The sequence below is a fragment of the Acidobacteriota bacterium genome (assembly GCA_018268895.1).
Classification (GTDB): Bacteria; Acidobacteriota; Terriglobia; order Terriglobales; family Acidobacteriaceae; genus Edaphobacter.
Genome location: JAFDVP010000001.1, coordinates 96,071 through 115,930 on the forward strand (window position 1 = coordinate 96,071; position 19,860 = coordinate 115,930).

The 19,860-nt window shown below is 60.1% G+C and carries 18 protein-coding genes; 8 read left to right on the forward strand and 10 right to left on the reverse strand.

The features are described from left to right. Positions 1-110: 110 nt before the first annotated feature. Positions 111-395, forward strand: a complete 285-nt coding sequence (locus tag JSS95_00395) for a DUF427 domain-containing protein (GenBank protein ID MBS1798260.1) — start codon at positions 111-113, stop codon at positions 393-395. A gap of 62 nt (positions 396-457) precedes the next feature. Here JSS95_00395 and JSS95_00400 read toward each other — a convergent pair whose 3' ends face one another. After that, positions 458-646, reverse strand: a complete 189-nt coding sequence (locus JSS95_00400; protein ID MBS1798261.1) for a hypothetical protein — start codon at positions 644-646, stop codon at positions 458-460. A 171-nt stretch (positions 647-817) separates the two neighbouring features. Between JSS95_00400 and JSS95_00405 the strand changes: the two genes are divergently transcribed. Beyond that, entirely contained in the window at positions 818-1,402 is a 585-nt protein-coding gene (locus JSS95_00405; GenBank protein MBS1798262.1) for a DUF2393 family protein, read from the forward strand. Between the two features lie 305 nt (positions 1,403-1,707). Next, a complete protein-coding gene (locus JSS95_00410; protein ID MBS1798263.1) occupies positions 1,708-2,619 on the forward strand; it encodes an OmpA family protein in 912 nt (303 codons plus the stop codon). 328 nt (positions 2,620-2,947) lie between these two features. On the opposite strand, the gene kdsA is transcribed toward JSS95_00410, so the two are convergent. Further along, entirely contained in the window at positions 2,948-3,790 is an 843-nt protein-coding gene (gene kdsA, locus JSS95_00415) for a 3-deoxy-8-phosphooctulonate synthase (protein ID MBS1798264.1), read from the reverse strand. A 244-nt stretch (positions 3,791-4,034) separates the two neighbouring features. Here kdsA and JSS95_00420 point away from each other — a divergent pair, with 244 nt between their 5' ends. Further along, the gene (locus JSS95_00420) at positions 4,035-4,343 is read left to right on the forward strand and encodes a hypothetical protein (GenBank protein MBS1798265.1); all 309 of its coding nucleotides are present in this window, start codon (positions 4,035-4,037) and stop codon (positions 4,341-4,343) included. A gap of 42 nt (positions 4,344-4,385) precedes the next feature. Further along, positions 4,386-4,853 (forward strand): winged helix-turn-helix transcriptional regulator, encoded by a 468-nt coding sequence (locus JSS95_00425; protein ID MBS1798266.1) that lies wholly within the window; start codon positions 4,386-4,388, stop codon positions 4,851-4,853. 12 nt (positions 4,854-4,865) lie between these two features. On the opposite strand, the gene JSS95_00430 is transcribed toward JSS95_00425, so the two are convergent. The 4 genes from JSS95_00430 to JSS95_00445 form a co-directional block, all read right to left on the reverse strand. Continuing rightward, positions 4,866-5,243: a VOC family protein gene (locus JSS95_00430; protein MBS1798267.1), complete on the reverse strand. Its 378-nt coding sequence runs from the start codon at positions 5,241-5,243 to the stop codon at positions 4,866-4,868. A gap of 22 nt (positions 5,244-5,265) precedes the next feature. Continuing rightward, positions 5,266-5,730, reverse strand: a complete 465-nt coding sequence (locus JSS95_00435; GenBank protein ID MBS1798268.1) for a DUF1641 domain-containing protein — start codon at positions 5,728-5,730, stop codon at positions 5,266-5,268. 18 nt (positions 5,731-5,748) lie between these two features. Continuing rightward, positions 5,749-8,778 (reverse strand): formate dehydrogenase subunit alpha, encoded by a 3,030-nt coding sequence (fdhF, locus tag JSS95_00440; protein ID MBS1798269.1) that lies wholly within the window; start codon positions 8,776-8,778, stop codon positions 5,749-5,751. A gap of 66 nt (positions 8,779-8,844) precedes the next feature. Then, positions 8,845-10,263, reverse strand: a complete 1,419-nt coding sequence (locus JSS95_00445) for a CCA tRNA nucleotidyltransferase (GenBank protein ID MBS1798270.1) — start codon at positions 10,261-10,263, stop codon at positions 8,845-8,847. Positions 10,264-10,285: 22 nt separating this feature from the next. On the opposite strand from JSS95_00445, the gene tsaD reads away from it, so the two are divergent. After that, a complete protein-coding gene (tsaD, locus tag JSS95_00450) occupies positions 10,286-11,497 on the forward strand; it encodes a tRNA (adenosine(37)-N6)-threonylcarbamoyltransferase complex transferase subunit TsaD (GenBank protein MBS1798271.1) in 1,212 nt (403 codons plus the stop codon). 123 nt (positions 11,498-11,620) lie between these two features. Next, positions 11,621-13,096, forward strand: a complete 1,476-nt coding sequence (locus JSS95_00455; GenBank protein ID MBS1798272.1) for a cysteine--tRNA ligase — start codon at positions 11,621-11,623, stop codon at positions 13,094-13,096. Positions 13,097-13,124: 28 nt separating this feature from the next. On the opposite strand, the gene JSS95_00460 is transcribed toward JSS95_00455, so the two are convergent. Both JSS95_00460 and JSS95_00465 read right to left on the reverse strand, forming a co-directional pair. Then, a complete protein-coding gene (locus JSS95_00460) occupies positions 13,125-15,851 on the reverse strand; it encodes a TonB-dependent receptor (protein ID MBS1798273.1) in 2,727 nt (908 codons plus the stop codon). 135 nt (positions 15,852-15,986) lie between these two features. Then, the gene (locus tag JSS95_00465; protein ID MBS1798274.1) at positions 15,987-16,349 is read right to left on the reverse strand and encodes a hypothetical protein; all 363 of its coding nucleotides are present in this window, start codon (positions 16,347-16,349) and stop codon (positions 15,987-15,989) included. Between the two features lie 202 nt (positions 16,350-16,551). Between JSS95_00465 and JSS95_00470 the strand changes: the two genes are divergently transcribed. Then, positions 16,552-17,538 carry a hypothetical protein gene (locus JSS95_00470; protein ID MBS1798275.1) on the forward strand — a complete coding sequence of 329 codons (987 nt, stop codon included), beginning with the start codon at positions 16,552-16,554 and terminating at the stop codon, positions 17,536-17,538. Between the two features lie 14 nt (positions 17,539-17,552). Here JSS95_00470 and JSS95_00475 read toward each other — a convergent pair whose 3' ends face one another. Together JSS95_00475 and moaA are read right to left on the reverse strand one after the other, a co-directional pair. Next, entirely contained in the window at positions 17,553-18,635 is a 1,083-nt protein-coding gene (locus JSS95_00475; GenBank protein MBS1798276.1) for a sensor domain-containing diguanylate cyclase, read from the reverse strand. 113 nt (positions 18,636-18,748) lie between these two features. Then, a complete protein-coding gene (gene moaA, locus JSS95_00480) occupies positions 18,749-19,837 on the reverse strand; it encodes a GTP 3',8-cyclase MoaA (GenBank protein MBS1798277.1) in 1,089 nt (362 codons plus the stop codon). Positions 19,838-19,860 lie beyond the last annotated feature (23 nt).

The window sequence follows — 19,860 nt, forward strand, 5'->3', positions numbered from 1 at the left end:
ATCAATTCTGTTACAACTAGAAGGGAGTGTTTGCGGGCAGAAGTTAGTTCCGTATTGCTTTCAGGGTCGGTTGATTGTTGTAAATTATTGAAAAGATTGGGTAGTCGATTATGGCGAAAGCAGTTTGGAACGGTCAGACCCTGGCAGAGAGCGATACATTCGAGACCGTAGAAGGCAATGTTTACTTTCCCGATGAGACGGTAAAGCGGGAGTTTCTGCGACCCAGTTCGACGACCTCAAGCTGCCCGTGGAAGGGGCTGGCACGCTACTACACGGTTGTGGTTGACGGGCAGGAGAACCAGGATGCAGCCTGGTACTATCCTGACCCTAAGCCGGCTGCGCGGAATGTGAAGCACCATATCGCCTTCTGGCGTGGTGTTGAAGTCACCAAATAACAACTCAGTTGAGATGTTGAGCGGAACGCGCTCTCGCAACGGGTTGCGCCCCTTGAACCGGCTTAGACGAAGGTAGCGAGCAAGGCCAGTCCAGCCGTCAGTGCGGCGATACGATAGGCATAGTCGGCAAACCGCGATGTGGGCGCAAGGGTTGCTCCGTCGCAGGCCAGCGTTGCCACAGGTCCAATGGGAACCAGGGTGGCCGCTGCATCGTTTGAGGTATCGGTCCGAAAGCCGATCGGGGGAGTCATGGCAATCTCTCCTGCTACAGCAGTAGATGATGGTTAATCGAATTTTGTAGCAGGAAGTTCCGGTCGGGGATGAAAATCCTGTAAGTTTTATTCCTTGTCTATTTACTGGTTTGCCCGATGAGATGAAGTTGACTGCTCCCGGGCTGGCTGGGGAGTATAGAATTTTTCGCAATGAGCGATTTCAGCAACAGACCCGAAAACGTGGAACGGCCATCGGAGCAGGGTGGAACCCCAGTCGAGTTCAAAGCTCCGGTATTTTCTCCGCAGGAGGCGGAGAAGGGTCCGGGCATGCCTCTTTCTGCATGGGTTATTGCGGGTGCAGTGGTTCTGGTGGTTCTGGCAGGGATCGTGTTTGCGGGAAGACGCAAATCGCCGGAGATCAAAGGTATCCAGCCGCCGGCGGCCTATGCGTCGAGCCTCCCGCTGTCGAACCTGGAGATGAGTGAGTCGACGAGTCTCTCGGGCGGGAAGTCGACCTTTATCGACGGGCGGATTCGCAATACAGGTACTTCGACGGTGACGGGAATTATCGTCCAGGTGCTGTTCCGGAATGAGGAACAGATGCCGCCGCAGATAGAGACGCTGCCGCTAACGCTGATTCGCACTCGTGAGCCTTACGTGGACACTCAGCCGGTAAGCGCTGCACCCTTGCGATCGGGCGATGAGCGGGAGTTTCGACTGATCTTTGAGTCGATTCCGGCAAACTGGAATATGCAGATGCCGGAAATCCACATCGTCAAGGTCGATACGAAATAATGCTTTTGCGTATCCGCGGTTCGGTGGGGGAGTCTGGACGATGTTCCGGCTAAAGTAAAGAATCTTCAAGGCTGAGGAGCCGTTCATTTACCTGGGGCAATCAAGAAATACTTACCTGACGCACGGAAGATTTTGCGTGAGCCGTATTTAATTCTTTGGCCGGATCTCACTCGGATTGCTGCATTTAAATGCTTTATTATCAATAAGATAAATTTATTTATCCGGTTTGGCATGAGAGATGCTCTATGTCTGGGTGTACAGACGTCTGATACGGCAGGCGGCTGGTGCATCGAGGAGCAAAGACAATGACAAAATCCGGATACAAATTTGGTCTTTCCGTTGTAGTACTCGGCACCACCATGGGAATGAGCGCTTTGGCTCAGTCCGCTACCCAGAGCGACGCGACAACCCCGGCTGCGGCCCCGGCGAGTCACAACCAGATCAACATTGACGACAAGTCCACCTATGCAACCGGCCAGCCGCTGGAGACGCAGTCCAAGGAAGGCTTCTGGGGTCATCTGAACCCTCTTGCCCGCAAGAAGTGGGTACACAGGCAGGTTGATCCGGTCAAGGATCGCGTCAACGAGCTCGACCAGCTCCAGGCCAAGAATGCAAACGATATTCGCGATGTAGACTCGCGCGCAACCGCCGGAATCAACAAGGCGCAGAGCGCGGCCCAACTCGCCGACCAGCACGCGATGGACGCGGCAAACCGCGCCAACTCAGCGCAGACTACAGCAACCACAGCCAGCAACCGCGCGACCTCGCTGAACACGACGGTCGGCAACCTCGACCAGTACCAGGAAGTGGCTGCGACCTCGGTGAAGTTTGCCTCCGGTCGCACCAGCCTGGGCCCCAAGGCGAAGTCTGATCTTGACGATATGGCCACCAAGTTCGCAAACGAGAAGGGCTACATCATCGAGGTTCAGGGCTACAGCCGTTCGGGCGTGGGTACGTCGCAGGCGATGGCCGACTCGGTGGTTCGCTATCTCGTCACCGAGCACCAGGTTCCGGTCTATCGCATCTACAAGACCGGTCTGGGAAAGAACACAGTCAAGCCGGCTGAGGGCGAAGTTGCTCTCAACAACGGTGTACGCGTGACCCTGCTGCACAACAGCCTGGCCACGATGGATTCAAGCTCGGCGTCGGTTGCAGCTCCGACGACCCCACAGACCTCCCGTACGGGAGTTAGCGCACCACCAGAGGCTAACCAGTAGTTGTAGCCCTCCCCCAGGGCGGCATGGCCCCTCCGGTTATGCCGCCCGACAGTTTCGTAAGTTTGCTGGGCACCGACATAGATCGGTTCCGCAAAAGACTCTCCTAACCAGAGAGAACCAAGGCAGATTGGCCCCTCGACTGAGGGGCCGTTTTTTTGCTGATGGCGCTGTTAATGCAAGTTCTCGTACTCGCAAACATTTGTGCGCCGCGAGAGAAATAGAGGGATTCTTCGCTGCGCTCAGAATGACGGCATCGAGGGGCGAGCGCTCAGGTTTATGGGATCGATGAACGGCGCTGAGGCATTGGGAATTCTGGACGCTTCGAGGATCAAGGATTGATTCCTTTGACGGTCTCGTGGATGGCCAACAGGGTTTCAAGGTCACCCCTCAGGCGATTCAGGTGGAGAGCGTTGGCTCCGTCGGATTTGGCGCGCTGGGGGTCATCGTGGACCTCGAGGAAGATGCCATCAACACCGGCGGCAACGGCGGCGCGGGCGAGGACGGGGATGAACTCCGGTTGTCCGCCGGAGACACCATTGGCGGCGGAAGGTGTCTGCACGGAGTGTGTTCCGTCGAAGACGACAGGAGCGAAGCCGCGCATGATGGGCAGCGCGCGCATGTCGACGACGAGGTTGTTGTAGCCGAAGCTGGCTCCGCGCTCGGTGAGGGAGACGCGCGGGCAGCCGCTTTCGCGGACCTTCTCGACGGCGTGGCGCATGTCGGCCGGGGCGACGAACTGGCCTTTCTTGATATTGATGGCACGGCCGTGTTGCGCTGCGGCTTCGGCAGCGGCGATCAGCAGGCCGGTCTGGCGGCAGAGGAAGGCCGGGATCTGCAACACGTCGACGGCCTCGGCGACGCGGGCGCAGTCCTCTGCCGTGTGGACGTCGGTGAGAACAGGGAGGCCTGTTACATCAGCGATGGCGCGAAGGATGCGCGTTCCTTCGGCGAGGCCGGGCCCGCGGAAGCTGTGGATCGAGGTGCGGTTGGCCTTGTCGTAGCTGGCCTTGAAGATGTAAGGCACGCCAAGATCGGAGGCGATGCGCTGGATCGCGTCGGCCATGCCGCGGGCGTGCTGTTCCGATTCGATGACGCAGGGGCCGGCGATGAGGAAGAGCTTGCCGTGACCGACCTGGATGCCGCCGCGGGAGATTTCAAAGGGATTCGTCACAAAGTTATTTGATCATAGCCGGGGCGTGGCATTCTTTGAATCCGATAAGTTGCAGATACATCTATTTGGTTGTAACTGCAACCATGGAGGTTTTACGATGACACTCAAGAATCTTTCTGCTGTTGCGCTTGCTGGCGCTGGGATGCTGGCGCAGGGTCAATCCGCCACGAACCACTCCGGCCTGCAGGCGGGTTCAATGCCCCCGCAAGCACAATCCGCCCCAGCACCGGTGGTGACGGCGGTGATGGTGATACTGACGGTGAAGCCGGGCGTGGCGCGCGAAGATGTGATGAAGGTGATACCGCAGGAGGTGAGGGAGACGGCGAAGCTCTACCTCGACGGGAAGATTGAGCAGTGGTACTCGCGTGGCGACGGCAGAGGGGTTGTGTTCTTTGTGCGTGCGCAGACGGTGGAAGAGGCGAAAGAAATCATGGATGGTCTGCCGCTGCACGCGACCGGCTATATGGCGGAGGAGTATGTGCCGGTGGGGCCGCTGATGCCGTTGCGGTTTCTTCTGGCTGCGCCGCAGGGCGGGAACGGAGCAGGGAACTGAGTTCTGTTCGCTCCGGCTCGGAGGGCTTTAGACTTAGGAGCGATGCGGAAGAAGACGATTCCAGAAGCGGGGAAGTGGCCGGTATGCGCGTTGGCTTCGACGCGGCGCGCGGCGCGGCTGCTGACCCAGTTTTACGACAGCTACCTGGCCGAGTATGGGATTGAGGCGGCTCAGTTCGCGCTGCTGATGATGGTGGATGCGATGGCGGAGCGTGGGCAGGCAGGGATCGCGCAGGCACTGGGGATGGACAAGACCACGCTCTCGCGGAACCTGAAGGTGCTGCGGCAGAGGGGCTGGGTGGAGTCGGAGGCGGGTTCGGGCGACGGGCGGCGGCGAGAGCTTTCGCTGACCGCTGAGGGCCGCATTGTGCTGGCGAAGGCGCGGCCGGGGTGGCGGCGGGCGCAGGATGCGTTTCGCAGGCAGTTGAAGGGGCTCGAGTTGCCGCAGCTGCTCGAGACGATGGAGAGCGTCTCACGAGCCGCTGTGGATGCGGGGGCTGCGAAGCGGTAGCGGCTCGCGGAGCTACTCGGGTGGATGCTGCGAGATGGACAGGATATTGCCGTCGGGATCTTTGAACCAGGCGATCCTTGCGCCTCCCGGTGCGGTCCATATGCCGGAAGGGTCTTCGACGAAGGGATATTTCTCGAAAGAGACGCCAGATGTCGTAAGTGTTTTCGCGGCGGTTTCGATGTCGGGGACCTTCCACCCGCAGATGGTGTAGGGCGCGGGAGTGACGGTCTTCATGTGGGCAAGCCGGATATCGTTTCCGTTGGCGCGGACGACGAGTGCGAACTGGTCATCACTGACGAACTGGAGTCTAAGTTTGTCGATGTAGAAGGCCCGAGCTCGTTTGGCATCAGTGATGGGGATGAAGCCCATGAGGTCGCATTGGGCGAGCATTGTTCACCTCCGGTTTGTTGCTTCAAGCACGATGCTTCTTGTGTGCACCTAAGCAGGTGAGAAGAAGCGTCACGAAGGACAGGCCGCGGCGGCCATCCTCGCTGGTGGCGCGTTTGAATATCTGCCAGAGCGAGGGTGGGGTGCGTTCCTGAAGGTGTTCCGTTGAAGCATCGCGAACGGCATTGGTGAGCTGTTCCAGCAGAGAGGGATCGACGGAGGCCAGCAGCTTCGCGGATTCGAGAAGATTGCGAATGCCGGTCTCGCCTTCGGTTGTGTGTGCAAGCTCAGAGAGTTTGCCGGCGATGGTGTCGCGCGCGGAGACTATGCCGTGAACGGTGTCGAGCAGACCCTTGTCATGCGCGGCTTGAAGGATGTCGTAGGCGACCAGCAGCGCTTCGGCGTGTTCGCGCGGCGCGGCTTCGAGGCGGCGCTGAAGCTCGAAGTGCGGGTCTGCGGGGACAGGTTTGAAGTTCAGAGGAACTGCCATGCGTGTGGCTCCTGAGTGTTAGACCTGGGTTGATTTAATCTGCACCAGCTTGTCGTTTGGCGATGTTCCGGGCAGGTGGTAATCGGGGCGTGCCCATTTGCGTTCGATCTCGACGCCGCTTTGCGGAGTGCGTTTGCCGAAGCGGAAGTTGCGCTGCGGCAGCGGACTTGCTCCGGCTTCGCCGGAGAGCACGGTCATGCTGACGGCCGTCTCTTTGAACGCTGGCGTGTGCGTTGCACGGTCGGTGTAGCTACTGGTGAGGCGGTTGACCGGCTCGGTAACTGTGTTGAGCGTCATGTAGAGCTGCTTGCCCTGCACGCGATCGGAGACCAGCACCTTGACGCGAACCCGGCCATAAACCGACGTGAGCTGCACGAGAGTGCCGGTCGTGATGTCGCGCTCACGCGCGAGCTCAGGTGAAACCTCGACGAAGGCGTCCGGCGTGATCTCGCGGATGCCTTCGGTGCGATAGGTCATGGATCCCTGTTCGAAGTGTTCGAGAAGACGGCCGTTGTTGAGGTGAAGATCGAATCGTCCGTTCGATTCTTCGGACGGAGGAATGTATTCCGTGGGATAGAAGCGCGCCTTGCCGTCGGGGAAGGGGAAGCGCTCTGTGAAGAGGAGCGGCGAGTCGGTTCCATCGGCGGCGACGGGCCATTGCAGGCTATTGAAGCCTTCGAGCCGCGTGTAGCTGACGCCGGCGAAGAATGGAGTGAGCGACGCGATCTCGTCCATGATCTCGGAGGGATGTTTGTAACTCCACTTCGCTCCCATGCGATTTGCGATGAGCTGGATGATCTCCCAGTCGGCCTTCGATTCGCCGAGCGGCTCGAGCACTTTGTAGATGCGCTGGATGCGGCGTTCCGTACTGGTGAAGGTGCCATCTTTTTCAAGCGATGCCGCAGCGGGGAGGACGAGATCGGCGTAGCTTGCGGTTGCGGAGAAGTTGATGTCCTGGACGATGAGGAATTCGATCTGCGAGAGGGCCCTGCCGACGTAGTTGGCGTTGGAGTCGGAGGTGATGGTGTCTTCGCCCTTGATGTAGAGGGCCTTGAGTGAGCCATCGAGGATGGCGTCGATCATCTGGTGATTGTCTTTGCCCGTGCTAGTGGGCAGCGTGACGCCCCACCCGGCCTCGAACTTCGCGCGGACGGCTGCGTCGTCGACCTTCTGGTAGCCGGGAAAGACGTTTGGCATGGAGCCGAAGTCGCTGGCGCCCTGCACGTTGTTGTGGCCGCGCAGAGGATAGGCTCCAGCGCCGGGGCGCATATAGTTGCCGGTGAGGAGGAGGAGGTTGCTCAACGCGCTGGTGGTGTCGGAGCCTCCGCAGTGCTGCGTGACTCCCATGGCGAAGAGGATGCATGTGCCGTTGGCCGCAGCGATCTCGTTGGCCACTGTGATAAGCGTGGCCTGAGGAACGCCGGTGATGCGCTCGGCGTATTCAAGCGTGAATGGCGTAAGAGAGGCCTTGTATTCGTCGAACTGATTGACCCACTGCTGAATGAACTTCCGGTCGTGCAGGTTGTGGTCGAGGATGTATTTCGCAACTGCGTTGAGCCATACGCCATCGGTGGATGGGTTGGGGCGGAAGAAGATGTCGGCGCGTTCGGCCATCTCGTGTTTGCGAAGGTCGGCGACGATGAGACGCTGGCCGCGGAACTTGTGCGAACGCTTGACGCGAGTTGCCAGCACGGGATGGTTCTCTGCAGGATTACAGCCGATCATGAGCACGAGGCCGGCCTGCTCGATGTCTGCGATGGAGCCAGAGTCGCCGCCGTAGCCGACGGTGCGTTGCAGGCCCATGGTTGCGGGGTTCTGGCAGTAGCGGGCGCAGTTGTCGACGTTGTTGGTGCCGATGACAGCGCGGGCGAGCTTCTGCATCAGGTAGCTCTCTTCGTTGGTGCACTTCGACGAGGCAATGAAGGCGAGGGCATCGGCGCCGTGGTCATTTTTGATCTGCGTGAATCTTTGCTCAATCAGGTCGAGAGCTTCGTCCCATGAGACCTCTACGAATGTGTCGCCCTGCCGCTTCAGTGGCTTCGTCAGGCGATCGTCGGCGTTGATGTGTCCCCAGGCGAACTTGCCTTTGATGCAGGTGGAGATTCCGTTGGCCGGGCCGTGCGTGGGTTCGATCTTGAGGATGTGGCGGTCGCGTGTCCAGACCTCGAAGCTGCAACCGACGGCGCAGTAGGTGCAGACCGTCTTGGTGCGCTTGACGCGGGCGTGACGCATTTCCGCTTCCATCTCGGAGAGCGCGAGGATGGGGCCGTAGCCTATGGGAGGCTCGATGGCTTTGACGACGTCGATCATGTCGTCGAGCACTTTGGCCGGTAGGTTAGTGAGGTAACCTGCATGACCAAGCATCGACTTTTCCATCAGCGCGTTGCAGGGGCAAACGGTGACGCAGTGTCCGCAGGAGACGCAGGAGGAGCCGTCGATACGCTCGCCACCGTCCCAGAGAACGCGCGGATGTGCGCTCTCCCAGTTGATCGTGAGCGTCTCGTTGACCTGGACATCCTGGCAGGCTTCCACGCAACGGGCGCAGAGGATGCACTGGCCGGGGTCGTAGCGATAGAAGGGGTTGGAGTGGTCCTGCGGATAGGGCTTGGGCGTGTACGGCCGCGACTGGTGTTTTACATCGAGTACGGCCGTGGTGTTGTGTACGGTGCAGTTCTGATTGTTGTTGTCGCAGACTGTGCAATAGAGCTGGTGGTTCTGGAGGATGCGATCAAAGGCCTCGCGTTGCGCGATGTCGACAGTCGCACTGGCGGTGACGACGTTCATGCCGGATGTGACGCGCGTGCCGCAGGCACGGGCGAGTTTGCCGTCGACCTCAACCATGCAGGTGTCACAGCTTTCGATGGGCCCCATCCGCGGGTGATAGCAGACCTGCGGATGGGGAGCCTGTCCGTGGGCCTCGCGCCAGGTGTTGAGCAGATCGATCAGCAACTCCCCGGCACGCGCTGGAGCAGCGGCACCGTCGATAGTGATCTTGGTGTTGGGAGAGTGTTCCGTCGGTGTGTTTAGAAGCGGGCGTTCGATGGCCATAGCGGTTAGGATGCAGGACGAAGATGCAGGCGTTTGCTCTGGAGGAGGGTAGCACCTCGCAGTCGTTCACGCTCGGTCTGGCGCGCCGAATCGCTTCCGGACAAAGCGTAGCGCGTCGGAGAGGCTGGCGACCGTGCCCTCAAGCTGTGCGTCTTCTGCCGCTTCGAGCATCTTCTTGAAGTGAGGGCCAGGCTGATAGCCTTCGGCGATCAACTCGCGACCGGTAAGAAAGAGCTTTGGCCGGATCTCCTCTGGCGGGGCGGATTCGTATCGCCGCTTTGTGTAGTCGTAGAGGCTCAGGTCGCCGTGCGAGGAGAGGCAGTCCATGCGGTGAAGCGCGAGATGTTCCTCGAAGTGCGGCAGGCGCAGAAAGCGCTTGAGCGTGGCCTCGCGCATGTGCCGGACATCGCCAAAGCGCATGTGATTCTTCACAAGAGCGACGATCTGTTCGCTCTCTTCCGAAGAAAATCGGAGACGCGAGAGAATCGCCTCTGCGATGCGCACGCCGACCTCGACGTGTCCGTTGAAGCGAATGCGATCGTTGGCGACGGCGGGATCGGGTGGGCGGAAGGTCGCCGGTTTGCCGATATCGTGGAGCAGCGCTCCCCAGGCGAGCGTGGGCGAGACTCCGGCGGGGAGGTTGTCGAGCAGGAGCATGGTGTGAATCCAGACGTCGCCCTCAGGGTGATACTCCGGCGGCTGTTCGACACCATGAAGCTTCTGAACCTCAGGCAGGATGTGCGGAAGCAGGCCGAGTTGATCGAGCAGCTCGAAGCCTTTGCGGGCGCCTCCCTCGGTGAGGATGAGGGTGAGCTCGTCGCGGATGCGCTCGGGGATGACAGCTGTAATCTCAGCAGCGAGCTTGCGAATGGCTGCTTCCGTCGCAGGCTCGATCTCGAAGCCGAGACGCGCGGCGAAACGTACCGCACGCATCATGCGCAGCTTGTCTTCAGTAAAGCGCAGAGTGGGATCGCCGATGGCGCGAATAATGCCTGCGGCGAGATCGTCGCGGCCGCCGACGTAGTCGAGCGTTGCCTGCGCCACATCGCCTGTCTGATCGTAGGCAGTCGTGTCGAGCAGCATACCGTTGATGGTGAAGTCGCGGCGAAGCACGTCTTCGCGGGGGTCTGTGGAGAAACGCACTGCATCGGGGTGGCGCCCGTCGGAGTAGGCTCCGTCGTGGCGAAAGGTGGCGACCTCGGTGGAGATGTCCTCGCCGCTCTCTTTTTTCGGTTCGCAGATCAGGACGACGCCGAAGTGCGCGCCTACGGTGAGGGCTTTCTTGTTGGGGAAGAGGGCGAGGACGGCATCAGGGGTTGCGCTTGTGGCGACGTCGTAGTCCTTCGGAGCCAGACCGAGCAGGAGATCGCGCACGCAGCCGCCTGCCAGGTACGCCTGATGACCGGCCTGGCGCAGCGTGTCGGCAATGTTGCGCGCGGCGGCGTAGTGCGGATTGGAGGACTCGGGCTTGGCTGACTCTGCCATCACAGTCACCTATGATAAAGAGATGCGCAAGACGAGCCACGCCAATGAGAGAAATGGCCTGATTCTGGGGATCGAGAGCTCGTGCGACGAGACGGCCGCCGCGGTGGTGCGCGGCGGGACCGAGGCGCTCTCGAACGTCGTCGCCTCGCAGATGAACCTCCACGCGAACTATGGCGGCGTCGTTCCGGAGCTTGCTTCGCGTGAACATCTGCGCAACATTGTGCCGGTTGTGCGCGAAGCGATGGATCGTGCCGGGGTTGGCTTCGACGATCTGGATGCTGTGGCAGTGACCGAAGGCCCGGGCCTGGCTGGCGCGTTGCTGGTTGGCATTACCTATGCCAAGGCGCTTACCTTCGGTTTCGACAAGCCGCTGATCGGCGTGAATCATCTCGAGGGTCACATCCACGCTGTGCTGATGGAGGCACGTCAGCGTGCGGAGCAGCCGATGGATCTGCCGCTGCTCGCGCTGGTGGTCTCGGGGGGACATACGCATCTTTACCTGGCGGAGCAACAAGGAGAACGAGAAGGCTCGCTGCGTTACCGCAACGTCGGACGCACAGTGGATGATGCGGCGGGAGAGGCGTACGACAAGGTGGCTAAACTGCTTGGGCTTGGCTATCCCGGCGGCCCGTGGATCGATGCTCTGGCGCGTCGCGGCAATCCGCAGGCTGTGCCATTTCGGTTCGCGCAGATCAAGCCGAGGATTCACCGCGGTGGGCCTGTTCCCCTGAACAAGAAGGCCCCGCCGAGGCAGGAGGGGCCGAGCTTCGATTTTTCGTTTAGCGGAATCAAGACGGCCGTGTTGCGCTACATCGAGACGAACCACATGCGCGAGGCTGTTGCAGTGCGGCGCGCGAAGTTGGCGGAGCACCCGGAGTGGAAGCCCGGCACGGATGAGGCCGCCGCGTTATGCGACGCGCAGACGCTCGATCTGATTGCTTCGTTCCAACATGCCGTGGTCGGCAACCTGCTTCGCCAGACCTTCGCTGCGACCGAGACTTTTGGCGCACGGGGAATTGTGGTCTCCGGTGGCGTGGCCGCGAACAGCGAGCTGCGACGAAGGTTTCAGGCAGAGGCGGACCGGCGTGGACTGCCAGTGGCGTTTCCTTCGCTGGCGCTCTCAACCGACAATGCGGCGATGATTGCCGCAGCGGCATGGCAGAAGCTGATGGCGGGAGAGTTTGCCGCGGACGATCTTGGGCCGGCGCCTCAGCTCCGGCTGGGTGGCGTCTAGCTGGCTATGCGGCGTACCGAGGCGTAGGTCATCGGCTAAAATGAGCAAGGAAATCATCAGGTAGAGAGGTCTGCGCCGCGCTACGTGCTCGGCTGCGGCAGGTACCAGGCGCACGTGGCAACGATGGAACTCTTTAACACGTTGGGCAGTAAGGTCGAGACGCTGGAACCGGTGGGCGCTCCCGAGCTGCGAATGTATTGTTGCGGCCCGACGGTCTACGACTATGGCCACATCGGCAACTTCCGCACCTTCCTGCACGTCGACGTGCTGCGCCGCTTTATGCGTCAGCTTGGCGTTCCTGTGAAGTACGTGATGAACGTCACCGACGTCGACGACAAGATCATCCGCAACGCAGCGGCGGCGGGCAAGCCGATCGCGGAGTATACGGCCAAGTACGAAAAGGCGTTTTTCGAAGACTCGGATGCGCTGGGCATCGAGCGGTCGGAGATCGTGGCGCACGCGACGAGCTGCATTCCGGACATGGTCGTCATGATCGAGAAGCTGGCTGCGCACGACATCGCCTATCAAACCGAGGATGGAAGCTGGTACTTCCGCATCGCGCGCTTTCCCGAGTACGGCAAGCTGTCGCGCAAGGACTTTGAGGGAATCGAGGACGGCGCGCGCGTCGACATCGACGAGTACGAGAAAGACGCCGCGCGCGACTTCGCGCTGTGGAAGGCGTGCAAGCCGGGCGAACAGAGCTGGACGACGGCGCTGGGATGCGGGCGGCCGGGCTGGCACATCGAGTGCTCGGCCATGGCGATGAAGTTCCTTGGCGAATCGATCGACCTGCACTGTGGCGGCGAAGATCTGATGTTCCCGCACCACGAGAACGAGATTGCGCAGTCGGAATCGGCTAGCGGAAAGCCCTTCGCCCGGCACTGGATGCATGTGCGCTTCCTGCTGGTCGAGGGGCGCAAGATGTCGAAGTCGGAGGGGAACTTCTACACGCTGCGCGACCTGTTGCTAAAGGGATATCGCGCGTCAGCGATCCGGTTCCTGCTGATCTCGGTGCCTTACCGGCACCAGATGAACTTCACGTTTGATTCACTCACGGAGTCGACGAATGCGATTGAGCGTCTGCGAACCTTTCACCAGCGCATGGTGAAGGGGCCGTGGCCTGAGAGCGGAAGCGACGCATCGTTGTCGGAGCTGATTCGCGAGGCGCGGACAAAGTACACGGCGGCGTTGGCAAACGATCTGAACACCGCAGAGGCGCGCGCCGCGATCTTCGACATGGTGCGCGTGGTCAACAGCGCGGCCGATGCCGGGACACTTACGAAGAAGAATGTCGATGAGGTCCTGAACGTGCTGGATCTGTTCGACGGCGTCTTCGCTGTGTTGAAGGACAACGATGCCGAGATCACGCGCGCTGCGCTGGCGTGGGCGGAGGCCGAGGGCAGATTGGGCGAAGCAGCGCCGGAGCTGCTGACGAACTTTGCTCTGTCCGATGCGGATATTGACGCATTGGTGGCGGAGCGCACGCAGGCGAAGAAGGCCCGCAACTTCGCTCGCGCCGATGCGATCCGCAACGATTTGCTTGCCAAGGGCATTCTGATTGAGGATTCGAAGGACGGGGTTCGCTGGCGCCGAAAATAGCGACAAGCAGCGAACTCCGCCCCGTTATTCAGAAGCTGTAGCTGATCTCTCCCGTGATGGACCGTGGGGTTACGTAGTGCGTTCCCGAGAACGTCGACAGGAAGTTGTACAGCGCATACTTGTTGGTTAAGTTGACGGCCGTCAGACGCAGACCTACTTTGTGCTTGTCCCCATGGAAGAGGTTGTCTTCGCCAATTGCGAGGTCGAAGAGACTTCGCGGCTGGATGCGCGATGGATTGTGATCGTCGTTGCTGGTGTTGGCTGTGGGGATGTTTAGCAAGGACGAGGTAAGCTGCGAGGCCAGGCACAGACCCGGCAGAGCGCTGGTCGGCGTGGCTTGAACGCCGCCACATGCGAGGCCGGCCTGAAACTGCTGATCGGCAGTGAGGCCGCTGAGGTTGATGGCGGGGGCGCCGTTGATGGTGAGCGGGTTGCCATTGCTGTCGAAGGAGTAGTCCGCGCACCGGGTATTGGTGCCGATGACGTTATAGCAGGGGGCCGAGCCGGCTACCTGTCCGCTGTCATAGCGCCAGTTGAAGCCGACCCACGTGCTCTTGCGGAAGGGAAGCGCGTATTGCAGATGCGACGTCTGGTTGAAGCGTTCATCATGGTCGATGCGGAAGGGGAAGTTTGAGCCCGGAGTGCCTGGGGTTGCGCCGACGCCTCCCACCTGCGGGTTGAAGAAGCGCGCGGCCACCGACGACATGACGACGAAGGCGCTGACGCCGTGCGTCTCAGGCACATTGGCCCGGAGCACGAAGCCGGGGATCTTCGAGTTCTTCCACTCGATGGGAAAGGTGATCGGGGTGGCGCCGAAGACGGAGAAGTCGTAGGCGTTGTGTGTGTATTTCCAAATGTATTCGGCGCTCAAGACGAGGTGTTTGCTGAATGCCTGCTGAAAGCCGGCGTGGAACTCGTTACGGAAGCCGGGGTTGAGCGGCGCTGGCGTGCAGCTTCCCAGCGTCTCGAAGATTCCCTGAATGACCGGGTCGTAGCAACCATTGGTGGAGAGTACGAGGTTCTCGTTGAATGGGGTCTCCTGCGCGCGCGCATACGAGAGGCGGAGGACGGTGTTGGTGCGCTTGATATTGTAGGAGAGGCCGACGCGAGGCTCAGCCTGCCGCTGAATAGCAAGGCCGTTGTAGATGTCGCCGCGTATACCGATGTTGAGCAGCCACGGGCCCTTGGTGATCTGGTCCTGCGCATAGAGCGCAAGCTGTTTAACGACCGTCTGCCCATGCCAGAAATAGTTGCTTCCCCCGCGGGTAATGTCGTGCGGAAACAGCACGCGGTTGAAGCCGCTGTTTGCATCGAGACCGGCGGCTGAGCATTGCGATGGATCGGTGAAGCCCTTGACGGGATCGCCATTGTTATCGACGCACGGAGCGTTCAATAGTGGATCGACCAGACCGGTGTGCAGGTTTTCGCGAAGGAAGGTGTGCTGATACATGCCGCCAGCCTTAACGTTGTGGATTCCCTTGACCCACGACACGTCGCCGCGGATGCCGGCGTTCGTCAAGGTGCGGTATTGCTGCACGGTCTCCTGCTGAACCGGGCCAAGATCGGCCAGCGGGTTGTTGCTAGGGAAGTAGTTGTAACCGTCGCGGCGAAGATAACCGCCAAAGTTGGCAACGGTGTACTGGTTAATCAGGTGCGTCCATGTGGGAGCAATGTTGACGGTCTCGATCTTGGAGCGCTGATCGGTGGGGCTAACCGAATTGCCGAACTGGTCAAAGACGTTCATGGTGTCGAAGGAGTTCGGTGTCTGAAACCAGGAGCGTGTGTACTGCAGGTTGGTGTGCAGGGAGTCAGTGTCGTTGAACTGAAGATCCACGCGGTCAAAGACGTTCTGCTGATTGCCCCTGTCGTGCAGGGTTTGAAACTCGGGGCCGTCGAGGAAGCGGCCTGAGTTCATGCCGCTGAGAGCGATGAAGTTGCCCCAGCGCTGTCCGCCGTAGGCAAGATTGCCGTCGAGGCTGGTGGTCCCGAAGCTGCCGTAGTCGAGCGCAATGCTGCCGTGTGGCGTGGTGACTCCCTGCCCGGAGCGTGTCGTGGCCTTGATGATGAGGCTGGTCTTGTCGCCATACTCGGCCGTGGGAGCGCCGCCGATGACCTCGAGCGATTGCAGAGCGTCGGCTGGTAGCTGGTTGGAGAAGACTTTGCTCTGCTGGTCGGTGATGGGTTGGCCATCGATGGAGAAGGAGTTCTCCGCATGGTCGCCAAGGCCGTGAAAGAGGCCGTTGGAGTCTGCGGCGACGCCGGGCGACGAGAGCGTCACAATCGAGCTAAGTGACGAGGACTGACTCTCGACTGGCATGCGGTCGATGGTGGAGCGGTCGACGTCGGTGTGAAAGGTCGAATCGGTTTCGATGAGGTCGGAACCCGTCTCCACCGTGACTGAAGTCGATGCCTCGACCATGTTGAGCTGGATGGGGGCCACGACCGGCACAACGGTATTGATTTCGATGGGCTTATTCGTCTCGGCGAAGCCTGTGGCGGTGACGCTCAGGTGGTAAACGTTGAATGGAATGTTATTGAAGCGGAACTGGCCGGAGGCATCGGTCTTGGCGGTTCGGGTGTAACCGCTGACATGACTGGCGATCTGAACGGACGCTCCGGGAACGAGCGCCCCGCTGGGATCGGTCACGGTGCCGGAGAGTGTGCCGGTACTGCTTTGATAGGCATGTGCGAGCGAGACGAGTGTTGCGAAGAGAAATGCGAACGAAATAAGTCGAAGAACGACGGGCCTGCGCATATGGGAGAAACTCCTGTCGGGCTCAAAGAGCATCAGTGCTGAAAAGCGCGGGTGCAATACACAATGGATTGCACGGACAGGCAGGTGAATTTATTGGGGAAATCTATTTCCAGAAAAATCCAAATCCTGCGAGGACTAAGCGAGGCTCGCGACTGGCGGGGGGCGGCTGGCCATCTCAAAGCGCCAGTGGAAGATCCGAGCAGCTTCGGCTGCGACTGAGTCAAGACGCTGTATGGAGAGTGTCGGCTCAGGAGCATACTGCTGCGATATTGCGAGGGCGGAGTGCATCGCCACGCAGAGCGGGCAATGATCGGTCGTCGGGTTGTTGTGGTTGGAGTTCTGCTTGGTTACCGAGAAGTCAGTGTGCGCATGGGAGACCTGCGCCGTGCTCATCAGAGTGACGACCAGCACGCAGACGACAGCCAGTACACGCAGCCACATGGGCCGGTGCGTGCGCAGACCGAGTTGGGAGATCATCTGCATTGGAGTTGCCGTCACTACATCCTGTTTAGCATACCTGCCAGAATGATCCAAACAGCCGGCTGCTTCTCTTAAGGCTGGCTGAAACGTCCAAACGTCGCCCGGTACTACACTGAGTACGTTAGAGCCTATGTTTAAGACGATTTACACGCACGGAAAGTTTTCCCTTATTTTGCTTTTGCTTACGGGTGCGTTCGCAGCCCCGGCCGCTGTCTTTGCCATGCGAGCGCAGCAGAAGCCTCTGGTTTTGAGCGATCCGTCCGCTCCACACCGTACCCGCCTGATTCTGAAGGACGGAAGCTACCAGATCGTGATGAGCTATCGCGTCGTTGGCGACCGCGTGCGCTATATTTCGGCGGAACGTGGAGGAGCGGAAGAAGAGATTCCAGCATCGCTGGTGGACTTCGATGCGACGAAGAAGTGGGAGCGCCAGCACAGTTCTCCGCAGGAAGGAGAGGGGCAGAGCCCGGGGGCCGCACCGGCGATTGACCCTGAGTTGCTGAAGGAAGAGGCAGATCGCGCAGCGCTGACTCCGGAGGTTGCAACCGACCTGCGGCTGCCCGATCTGGATAATGTGCTCGCGCTCGATACGTATCGCGGTCAGCAGCAGTTGGTTCCGCTGCCGCAGTCAGACGGCGAGCTGAACCACAATACAGCCCACAATGTTCTTAAGGCGGTCGTCAATCCGCTGTCGAGCTCGCACCAACTGGTGCAGTTGAAGGGCGAGCGCTCGATGGTGCAGCTTCATGTGGACCAGCCCGCGATCTACATTCGCATCGGCGAAGTATCGGCAGCGCCAAGCGGCGCCGCTCCGCTCACGGTGGATACTCATGGTGCCTCAACTGCGATGAAGGACGCGCATTTCGATCCCGCAGCCAGCAGGTATGTCATCGTCCGGGCCGATGTGCGTACCAACTCACGCATTGTGGCGTCGTTCAAGATCAGCATGCTGGGGGGCGTTACGCGCGACGGAGACGTGGTCGAGACGACCGCGGAGATGCTCCCAGGGGGGCACTGGATGAAGCTGACGCCAAAGCAGAACCTTACCTTTGGCGAGTATGCGTTGATGGAGGTGCTCTCGGACCGCGAGGTGAACCTTGGTGTCTGGGACTTTGGCGTTCATCCCACCGCGCCTGCGAACCGCGATGCCATTCTTCCGCAGCCGAAGCGTCCCTTTGCGTTAACGCCGCGAAGGCCGGATCAATAGGGAAGTATCTGCGATTAGCGGGATGATCTCGCCGCGCCCACAAGGCGTGGTTTGTCCATCAACAGACCCCGGCCGGCAACGGCGATGTTATCGCGCGTCACCTTGGCTTCGTACATCATGGTGTCGGCGGCGCGCAGGATCGATGCGACATTGCTGCCATCTTCGGGGAAGGTGGCGAGTCCAAAGCTGCCCGACAAACTGAGCGACAGGCCCGCGCCTTCAAGGAAACGTGCCTTTCGCAGACTCTCATGCAGGGCGACGGTGGCGCCCATGGCCGCGGGTTTTCCCATGCCGGGAAGCAGCGCGACGAACTCGTCGCCGCCATAGCGGAAAGAGGAGTTGCCCGGCCCCAGGGAGCGTTGCATCAGGTTCCCCACCTCGGCCAGCAGGCGGCTGCCAACGAGGTGGCCGTGCGTGTCGTTGACGCTTTTGAAGTGGTCGAGGTCGATAAACAACAGGCTGAACTCGTCGTTCCTGGCAACCTCTTCGTCGAGCATGGTGTAGAGATGCCGTGCATTGAAGAGGCCGGTGCAGTCGTCGGTGATGGTGAGTTCCTGAATGAGCGTCATCGAACGCGCATTCTGAATGGCGATGGCGGCGTAGTCGCACAGGATGCGGAGGAACGAGATCGAGTACTCCGACATCAGGTCGAGCTTGCTGTTGAGCAACTGGATGACGCCAAGCGTCTTCTCGCCGGATCGCACCGGAACGCAGGCTATCGACTGAATGTTGAGTTCGGGATGTTTCGCGGAAAATGCCGACCAGTGCGGGTCGAGCTTTACATCGGGAACGACCAGAGGGTTGCCGGTCGACGCCACCCAGCCAGCGACACCTTCGCCGAGAGGTACGCGAAGCCCGCGCAGGGTCTCTGCGTTCTCACCGACGGCGATGGCATAGTAGAGATGGCCCCCCTTCTCGTCGACCATCAGCATCGACCAGCGCTCAGGCCCGAAGAACTGCGCCATCTTGTTCATAATGGCGCTAAGAATCTCCTCAAGCTCCAGACTCGATGTCAGGGCCCGAGCCACGTCATGGAACACCCTCAGGTGGTCTAACTGGCGGCTCTCAATAACTTCGAACTGTCGTCTGTCCTTCAAGCACAGTCCTCAGGGGTTCTGAAACAGGAGATCCGTTTCCGGGTCTCGAAGCATTACTGGAATGCAAAGGGTCTTGAGCTTAGACGTAATTCAGTCAAATGGCGGTGCCTGTGTCATCCACCAATGTGGACCATGTTTCTTGACGGCTTTTCAAATCCAGCCTCACCAATGTGATGACGTGCTTCCTTCCGTATGACAATACTACGGATGTACGCTGCCAGAGCTTCATCGGTTCCACCTCTAAGCAACAGACCGTAAAGGTCATGGTCGCTTTGGGAGAAAAGGCAGGTGCGAACCTTGCCGTCGGACGTCAGCCGGACGCGGCTGCAATGGCCGCAGAAGGGCCTTGAGACAGGGGCGATGATGCCGATCTCACCCAGGCCGTCGTCGAAGGTAAATCTTCGTGCTGTTTCACTTACCGAGTTTGGCGGAAGCTCCACCAGCGGGCGGTAGGCGTTGAGCCGCCCGACAAGCTCCTCCATGCGGATCACGGTTTCGGGGCGCCAGCTTCGGTCTTCCTCCAGCGGCATGAACTCGATGAAGCGAACGATGACGCCTTCCTGGCGCGAAAATTCGGCAAAGCGTTCGATCTCGTGGTCATTGAAGCCGCGCAGCAGGACGCAGTTGATCTTCACTGGCCCAAGGCCAACCTCTTTGGCGCGTCGTACTCCCTCAAGTACCCGTTCAAAGCTGCGGGGCACACGGGTAATTGCTGTGAATGTCTCAGGATCGACGGCATCCATGCTGACGGTGATGCGGCCCAGTCCCGCATCCTTCAGCGGCTGAGCAAGATCGCTCAGCAGATGTCCATTTGTGGTCAGGGCGATGTCCAGCGGACGTTCGCCGACGGAGCCGTCGGGGAGATATGCGGTCTTCATGCCGGAAAGCTCGCGTACCATATCGACCAGCCCCTTTCGCAGCAGGGGTTCGCCGCCGGTAAGGCGTATCTTTTCGATCCCGAGAGAGACGAAGACACGAATCATACGCAGGTAAATATCGATAGGAAGCTCTGTGAACTGAGCGCCTTCGTTTCCGGTACGGCAGTAGACGCACTTGTAGTTGCAGCGGTCCGTCACTGAGACCCGCAGATCGGTGATGGCGCGCCCATGGCTGTCGGTCAGGCGCTCCTTCTCACGAAGCGGTGCGGGCGGCGTCTCGGGTAGGGTGCCGTCGATCGTCTCGATCTGAGAGAAGGTCGCCATGTCGCTTTATTCCGATGCGATGA

Coding starts and splice junctions, on each gene's coding strand:
- JSS95_00460 (MBS1798273.1), bottom strand. CDS start 15,851: ATGCGCAGGCCCGTCGTTCTTCGACTTATTTCGTTCGCATTTCTCTTC.
- fdhF (MBS1798269.1), bottom strand. CDS start 8,778: ATGGCCATCGAACGCCCGCTTCTAAACACACCGACGGAACACTCTCCC.
- JSS95_00405 (MBS1798262.1), top strand. CDS start 818: ATGAGCGATTTCAGCAACAGACCCGAAAACGTGGAACGGCCATCGGAG.
- JSS95_00395 (MBS1798260.1), top strand. CDS start 111: ATGGCGAAAGCAGTTTGGAACGGTCAGACCCTGGCAGAGAGCGATACA.
- JSS95_00470 (MBS1798275.1), top strand. CDS start 16,552: ATGCGAGCGCAGCAGAAGCCTCTGGTTTTGAGCGATCCGTCCGCTCCA.
- JSS95_00455 (MBS1798272.1), top strand. CDS start 11,621: ATGGAACTCTTTAACACGTTGGGCAGTAAGGTCGAGACGCTGGAACCG.
- JSS95_00420 (MBS1798265.1), top strand. CDS start 4,035: ATGGTGATACTGACGGTGAAGCCGGGCGTGGCGCGCGAAGATGTGATG.
- JSS95_00435 (MBS1798268.1), bottom strand. CDS start 5,730: ATGGCAGTTCCTCTGAACTTCAAACCTGTCCCCGCAGACCCGCACTTC.
- JSS95_00445 (MBS1798270.1), bottom strand. CDS start 10,263: ATGGCAGAGTCAGCCAAGCCCGAGTCCTCCAATCCGCACTACGCCGCC.
- JSS95_00410 (MBS1798263.1), top strand. CDS start 1,708: ATGACAAAATCCGGATACAAATTTGGTCTTTCCGTTGTAGTACTCGGC.
- moaA (MBS1798277.1), bottom strand. CDS start 19,837: ATGGCGACCTTCTCTCAGATCGAGACGATCGACGGCACCCTACCCGAG.
- JSS95_00430 (MBS1798267.1), bottom strand. CDS start 5,243: ATGCTCGCCCAATGCGACCTCATGGGCTTCATCCCCATCACTGATGCC.
- JSS95_00425 (MBS1798266.1), top strand. CDS start 4,386: ATGCGGAAGAAGACGATTCCAGAAGCGGGGAAGTGGCCGGTATGCGCG.
- tsaD (MBS1798271.1), top strand. CDS start 10,286: ATGCGCAAGACGAGCCACGCCAATGAGAGAAATGGCCTGATTCTGGGG.
- JSS95_00400 (MBS1798261.1), bottom strand. CDS start 646: ATGACTCCCCCGATCGGCTTTCGGACCGATACCTCAAACGATGCAGCG.